General features: G+C 24.7%; 9 protein-coding genes. 7 read left to right on the top strand and 2 right to left on the bottom strand.

What is annotated here, in order from left to right:
• The coding region (locus FJO69_RS07375) for a hypothetical protein (protein ID WP_211333784.1) at positions 1-905 on the top strand (905 nt) is incomplete at its 5' end.
• Between the two features lie 20 nt (positions 906-925).
• Here the strand turns inward: FJO69_RS07375 and FJO69_RS07370 are convergent.
• The gene (locus FJO69_RS07370; RefSeq protein WP_140781429.1) at positions 926-1,357 is read right to left on the bottom strand and encodes a bis(5'-nucleosyl)-tetraphosphatase; all 432 of its coding nucleotides are present in this window, start codon (positions 1,355-1,357) and stop codon (positions 926-928) included.
• A gap of 36 nt (positions 1,358-1,393) precedes the next feature.
• Positions 1,394-1,930: a hypothetical protein gene (locus FJO69_RS02280; RefSeq protein WP_140781426.1), complete on the bottom strand. Its 537-nt coding sequence runs from the start codon at positions 1,928-1,930 to the stop codon at positions 1,394-1,396.
• A gap of 88 nt (positions 1,931-2,018) precedes the next feature.
• On the opposite strand from FJO69_RS02280, the gene dnaX reads away from it, so the two are divergent.
• Genes dnaX through rsmI form a run of 6 tightly spaced genes read left to right on the top strand, consistent with a single transcriptional unit; the run spans position 2,019 to position 7,105 of the window.
• A complete protein-coding gene (gene dnaX / locus FJO69_RS02275) occupies positions 2,019-3,959 on the top strand; it encodes a DNA polymerase III subunit gamma/tau (RefSeq protein WP_140781424.1) in 1,941 nt (646 codons plus the stop codon).
• 9 nt (positions 3,960-3,968) lie between these two features.
• Positions 3,969-4,274, top strand: coding sequence for a YbaB/EbfC family nucleoid-associated protein (locus tag FJO69_RS02270; RefSeq protein ID WP_140781422.1), 306 nt, complete (start codon positions 3,969-3,971; stop codon positions 4,272-4,274).
• Complete coding sequence (locus FJO69_RS02265; RefSeq protein ID WP_140781420.1) at positions 4,274-4,861, top strand: toprim domain-containing protein; 588 nt, start codon at positions 4,274-4,276, stop codon at positions 4,859-4,861. Before FJO69_RS02270 ends, FJO69_RS02265 begins: the two co-directional genes overlap by 1 nt.
• A 9-nt stretch (positions 4,862-4,870) precedes the next feature.
• A complete protein-coding gene (gene tmk, locus FJO69_RS02260; RefSeq protein ID WP_140781418.1) occupies positions 4,871-5,518 on the top strand; it encodes a dTMP kinase in 648 nt (215 codons plus the stop codon).
• Entirely contained in the window at positions 5,518-6,396 is an 879-nt protein-coding gene (locus FJO69_RS02255; protein WP_140781415.1) for a DNA polymerase III delta subunit-related protein, read from the top strand. The genes tmk and FJO69_RS02255 overlap by 1 nt, the downstream gene beginning before the upstream one ends.
• Entirely contained in the window at positions 6,386-7,105 is a 720-nt protein-coding gene (rsmI, locus tag FJO69_RS02250; RefSeq protein ID WP_140781413.1) for a 16S rRNA (cytidine(1402)-2'-O)-methyltransferase, read from the top strand. Before FJO69_RS02255 ends, rsmI begins: the two co-directional genes overlap by 11 nt.
• Positions 7,106-7,114 lie beyond the last annotated feature (9 nt).

Here is a 7,114-nt window from a genome sequence, read left to right as displayed (position 1 = left end):
GTCTTAAATTTTCTTATTTAAATGAAATAAAAAACGTTGAATATTTATTTAAATATACCAAAACTAACGACAAAAATAAAAACGCGTTTTATAAATTTTTTGCCAATTTTAAAGATGCCAATTTAGAAGTTTTTTATAATGAAAATAAAAATATTGATTATAAAAAAATCGATAAAAATAAACTTCTTTTAATGTTGATGGAAAATTTTTATTCAAACAAGATAAGCTTTAATTTAATTTCGATTTTTATTTCTAAAAATAATATAAAAACCAAATTCATAAAAAATAATATTGATAAATATTTAACAATGAATATCTTTTCTTGCGTTGAAATCAAAAGTGATATGCTATATTCTTTGAAAAAGCTTGTTTTTTATAAAACAAATAATAATAAATATACTAACCTTAGTAACTTATATAAATTCACTTTAACCACTTATTTACTTTCTTATTTATGATTTTTACTTTTTGTTATTTGTGGTGTGTTGTATTTTATTGTATATGAAATAAATCTCCATGACAATTTAAGCCTTAAATTAAATAATTGACCTATTTATTTTCTTTATTTTTTAGCCTTTTTATTATGAACAACTTTTTTAGTAAATTTAATTTTTATTTTTAAAAATAAATTGGTTAGAAACAAAAGACACAAAGTTTTTTTCATATTTACCTTAATAATTAGCTTTTTATTTACAGTTTGAAAGGTTGTATATTGAGAATTTGTTGCTAAGTTATTATTATCAGGAAGTAATTATTTATTGGTATATCTTTTAACTTCAACATTATGCGGTTTCTTATTTATTGTTTTGTTTAGTCCTTATTTATCTACTGTTTATCTTTTAAAAGAAAAAATCAAAGAGGAAAATTTAAATATATTAAAAAATTTAAACAAAAAAGTTAGCTAATAAAAAGGCTAACTTTGTTTTTATTTAAATAAGTGAAACAAATTATTTTCAGTAATATAGTTAATTGCTTCATCTAAAATTTTGATGTCATTATCGTAGCTTAATCTATATAATTTGGCGTCTACAATCGGTTCTCAAGTTACTACGTTAATTTCTTCATCTTGTTTGATTAATTCAAAAGTTTTAGGTATGCCAATAAAATAATGTACCTTTTTTCAAGCTTTAAAAAATGGTGAATATTCATTAGTTCTTTTAAAACCGTCAATTATTTTTATATCAATATTAGTTTCTTCTTTTACTTCTCTTATTGCTGTCATTTGTTGCGTTTCACCTTTTTCGGTATGTCCCTTAGGAAAACCTCAATGACCAGCTCTTTGTTCTACTATTAAAACGCACAATTTATCGTTAACATAACGAAATACTAGTGCTCCACAGGATTGTTCTCTAATCAAAACATTTCCTCCTTACCTTATATAATAATTTTATTATTAATTAATTTCTTGTTTATTAATTCTTTTTCTTTGTAAAACAAATAAAGCAGTAGCAAACCCACAAATAGTTAAGGATAATATTGTATATAAACTAGCGGATATTTTTAAAACAAAATTAAAAGTGTAAATTCTAGCATCAATATTTTGATTATATTTAGAAGGTTCAAAATCGCCTTTAATTAAAGAAGTTGCTAATGGTTTTAACATTAACCCTAAGCATAATAAAGCCGCTAAAATAAAGCAGTAAATAATTAAAAAATAAAAATTAATCTTTTGTAATTTAATATTAACTATTTCGTCTTTATATCTCGAAGAAATAAACATATAAGCTGCAATTAAAACCCCAAAAATAACCGGCAAAATAAAAGCAAATGATAATAAATCCGCTTTTGATAGGGGACTAGTCGGATCATATAAAAGTGTTCCAGTTAAAATAATAGATACCATAATTAAATTAACAAAGCTCATTATAAAATAATTTTTTACAATTTGTCAAGGCTTATTAACCTCTAAAATATTGCGATTTTTTTTCATTTTTACCTCTTCTTAATTTAATTATTAATAATAATATTTTATACTTTATATGTTTGATAAAATAATAAAAAATAATCAGGGGGTTATTATGTCTTTAAGTGATAAATATTTGGCTTTATATCGTCAATATCGCCCTAAAAGATTTGACGATATTAAAGGTCAAGATCATATTGTAGCTACTCTTAAAAATGTTATTTTAAATAATAAAATCAGCCACGCTTATTTATTTTGTGGTTCACATGGAAATGGTAAAACTTCAACAGCAAAAGTGTTTGCAAATACAATTAACTGTCAACATAATGAAAATGATCCATTAAATCCTTGTTCGGAATGTATTAATAATATTGATCGTAATTTAGATATTGTGGAAATCGATGCTGCTTCTAATACAGGTATTGATGATATTCGTGATTTAAAAGAAAAAATTAAACATTTGCCAACTTCTTCTAAATACAAAATTTATATTATTGATGAAGTTCATATGCTATCTAAAGGGGCTTTTAATGCATTGCTTAAAACCTTAGAAGAACCTCCTAAACATGCTATTTTTATTTTAGCAACTACTGATCCGCAAAAAATACCTGCAACAATATTAAGTAGAGTGCAAAGATATAACTTTAAAAAAATGACAATTCAAACCTTAATGGAACAATTAAAAAATATTTTTGACAAAGAAAATATAACTTGTTCCAATAAAGCTTTAAAAATGATAGCTGAATTGGGCAATGGTTCTTTTAGAGATACACTTTCAATAGCTGATCAAGTTGCGATTTATTGTGGCAATAAAACTATTGATGAAAAAAGTGTTGAAGATTTATTTGGCATTAGCGATGTTAATAAGGTAATTGAACTTATTAATTTATTAAATAATCATGACTTGAAAAAAGTTATTGAATTAGCAAGAGATTTGATTGTAAATGGTATTGATATTGAACGTTTTGTTTATCAAATGATTGCGATTATCAAAGACTTTTTAGTTTATAAAAAAACCAATAATTCAAGTTTATTAGAAATAATAACTTCTGATGAATTTAGCAAAATTAATTTGGATGAAGATAAAGCCTATCATTATTTAGAAGTTTTAAACAAAAGCATTTTTGAATTAAAACAATCAGATATATTAGCTGAAACCTTTGAATTAATTCTTATTAAATTAAGTGCTTATAAATCGAAATATGAAACAGTAAAACATCAAGTAGAAAGTCCACTTATTTTAGAAGAAGATGCAGATTTCGTTGTTAATGAAAATTTTAAAGAACCTGAAATTAAACAAAATAATAGCCAACAATTAAATAGTTTTTTAGATTTAAACTCAATAGCCAATAAACTAGAAACAAAAGACATTGTAAATAACCAACTTACAAAAATAGAAGACATTGATATTAATGATAAATTAGAAAAAACCACTGAACTTTTAATCGATGAAGTAACCAGTGAATATGATGCTGCGGATATCGTAGATAACATTATTACTTCAGATTTGAATGATGAAGATTTTGTTTTAGTAGATGAAAGTAAAAAAGATATTTTAAATCCTTCTAGATTAAGTTTAGATCAAATACTAGATTTAATAAACGTTTATCGTCGTGGTATTAAAGAAGGTAAGTTTGTGGCGAAAACCGATGAAGATAAGCTTAAATACGCTAATGCTAAAAATATTATTGAAGAAGATGAACAAGAAACTTACAAGATTTTAAAAGGTTTTAATATTTTATTTTCTTGTGAAGAATTTGTTTTGTTAGGCATACAAAATAACGATGTTATGTTAGAAGATCTAAATAAAAATGCTTATCAAAAAAATGTTGTTAAATTAGCTAAAAAAATCTTTGGTCGTTTTGTCCATTTATTTGCTATTTCTAAAGAAGAATTTTCTGAAGCAAAAGAATATTGAAATAGTCATGCTGAAGAGATGTCAAAACGTCAATACCCATTTTATCGTGATCTATCTAAAGAGTATGACGAAGTAAGTTTGAAAAATATGGAATTTGCTAAATCGGCTTTTGGTGATATCTTAAAAATTAAAAAATAAGGAGTAATTATGAATATGAATAATATGCAAGATTTGCTTAAAAAAGCTAAAAAAATGCAAGCAGAAATGGAACAACAAGAAAGTGCTATTGCTGAGCAAGAATTTATAGTTGAAAAACAAGGAATTAAAGTTGTTTTAACTGGCAATAGAAGAATTAAAGAAATTCAAATTAATGAAGCTTTAATCGATCCTGATGATCCTGAATTAGTACAAGATTTAGTAATGTTAGCAGTTAACGAAGGGCTAGCTAAAATTGATGAAACTTACGATTCACTAACTTCTAAATTCGGTGGAGCTGGTGGTTTTCCTTTCTAATGAATTTAGATAAATATCAAAAAGCAGCAGATCTACTTAAAAAAATACCTTCAATTAGTAAAAAACAAATTAACAAAATATTAATGCATACAATTGATTCTTCAAAAGAAGATATAACCGCTTTATTTGAAGCTTTATTGGAACTAAAAGAAAATGTTAAAAAATGCCAAATTTGTAATTATTTAAACGATAAAGACGTTTGCGACATATGTGCTTCAAAAATAAGAGAAAGAAAACTACTTATAGTTGAGACTTCAAACGATGTAGAAAAGTTTGAAAATTTAGATGCGTATAATGGTTATTACTTTGTTTTAGAAGGGATCCATACTATTAAAGGTATTAATTTGAAAGTAGAAGCTAATATTGAAAAAATATTAAATAATTTGGATAAATATAAAGAAATAACCTTAGCTTTATCTTCAACTTTGGAAGGTCAAACCACATCACAATATATTTATCGCAAATTAAGAGATTTAAAATTTGATAATGTTTATCAACTTTCAATGGGTATTCCTTACGGTATAGCAGTTGAATACGTTGATCCAATTACATTAAAGCAATCATTAATTAATAAAAATAAGTTTTAGGGGATTATTATGGAAAACAAAAGAGGAAAATTTATCGTTGTTGAAGGTATGGATGGTTCTGGTAAATCAACAATTATCCAAATGTTAAAAGATGAATTTATCAATAAAAATATCAGCGATAATTTTATTTTTACAAGAGAACCAGGTTCGGCTTTTTCAAAAGAAGCTGAAAAAATTAGACAATTAATTTTAGATAACGACAATGATTTTAGTCAAATGGTAGATGCATTATTATTTGCTACTTCAAGAAGATTAAATTTAGAAAAAGGGATTTGACCTGCTTTAGAAAATGGCAAAAACGTTATTTCTGATCGTTATTGAACTTCGTCTTTTGTTTATCAAGGTATTTTGGGCGGTTTAGGTTTGGAAAAAGTTAAGTTGATTAACGAAATTGCTACCGATAATACTGCTCCTGATTTAGTTATTTTCTTTGATTTAGAACCTGCTACAACGGTCGAAAGAATTACTAAAATGAGAGATTGTACCGACCGATTAGAAACTTGCGATGTAAACTATTACGTTAAATTACGTGAAGCTTATCACGAAGTAATTAAACAAAACCCTAAACAATTTAAAGTCATTGATGCGAATTGTTCTATAGTTGAATTATTTAAAAAAGTTAATAAAATTCTTAAAGATAATGGAGTGCTTTCTTAATGGAAATAACTACATTTAAAACAATTATCGATAATCAAATATCGAATAATAAATTACATCAAGTATATTTACTTTCTTCTAATCAAAATGAAAATTTTGAGGAAGAAATTTTATACATGATTAATAAGATCAATCACAATAATTTATTAAGCTTTTATCAAATTAAATTTGGGGAGCTTTATTTTTTAGTTGATGGATATAAAAAAAATATTTCTAAAGAAGAAATTAATCAATCTATTTTAAACGTATCACAAAGTTCTATTATGAGCCTTGATTTTAAAAAGATTTTAATAATTAAAAAAATCGAAACAGGTTCAGCTTCTTCATTAAACAGCTTATTAAAATTTTTAGAAAATCCTCCTAAAAACGTAATTATTATTATGACAACTAATAATATTAATTCCTGTTTAAAAACAGTTAAATCAAGAGCTTTTATTATAAATATTCACAAAAATATTGAAAAAAATATTGATGTCGAGCAACAAATTATTAATAATATAAATACGAATTTAAGTGAAGAAGAGAAAAACGAAATCATTGAAGTGTTTCATCAATTTAAAGAAGCAGTAATTATTTCAAATAAAAAACCAGCTGGACTTTTTGATCTTTTAATTAAAAAATTAAATAAAACCAATTATTTATATTTAGCAAATTATTTAATTTACTTATATCAAGATTTGTATAAATTAAAAAAAGATGGTTCTAATTTAGATTTACTTTTATCTTCTGAGGTTAAAAGGGATAAATATGATTATGTTTTAACCTTAGATTTAATTGAAGCTTTAAATCAATTTAAAAAAGCCATTAATAATAACGGTAATTTTGAAATTCAAAAAGCCAATCTAATTTTAAATTTCGAGGAGTTATATGGAATATAAACTTTCGATTGTAGGTACTCCAATTGGTAATTTAGAAGATATTACTTTAAGAGCCATTAACACGTTAAAAGCTAGCGAAATTATTCTTTGTGAAGATACTAGAGTTACTTATAAATTATTAAAACATTTAAATATTGAAAATAAGAAGTTAATTACATATAACAACTTCAATGAATTAGAAATTAGTGAATACGTCATTAAACTCATTTTAGAAGGCAAACATGTTTCTTTGGTAAGTGACGCCGGCATGCCATGCATTTCTGATCCAGGTTTTGAAGTTATAAAAGCAGCTAAAAAAGAAAATATTTTCATCGATGTTGTTGGAGGCCCAACCGCGTTAATACATGCATTAGTTAAAGCTAATCAAGCCTCTAAATTTACTTTCTTAGGTTTTTTAAAGGATAAATCTATTTCGCGTCAAAATGAGCTTAAAAACTTAAATTACGGTACTTATGTTTGTTATGTTTCGCCACATAAGCTTTTAGCAACCTTAAATGATTTTGAACAAGTTTTTAAAGATAAAGTAGATATTTATTTAATTAAAGAAATGACTAAAATGTTTGAAACTTCTTATGAAGGAAAACCATTAGAAGTTATTCAGCAATTAGGAGAAAATATTAAAGGCGAATTTTCAATGGTTTTTACGATCAATGAAGATAAAAAGAAAAAAGTTAATAAATACGCCGAATTTTCAAAACATGATAACTAAACTGCTCTT

The sequence above is a fragment of the [Mycoplasma] falconis genome (assembly GCF_006385795.1).
Classification (GTDB): domain Bacteria; phylum Bacillota_I; class Bacilli_A; order Mycoplasmatales; family Metamycoplasmataceae; genus Metamycoplasma; species Metamycoplasma falconis.
The sequence above is the reverse complement of the archived record's forward strand: the minus strand, read 5'-3'. Positions and strand labels throughout refer to the sequence as shown.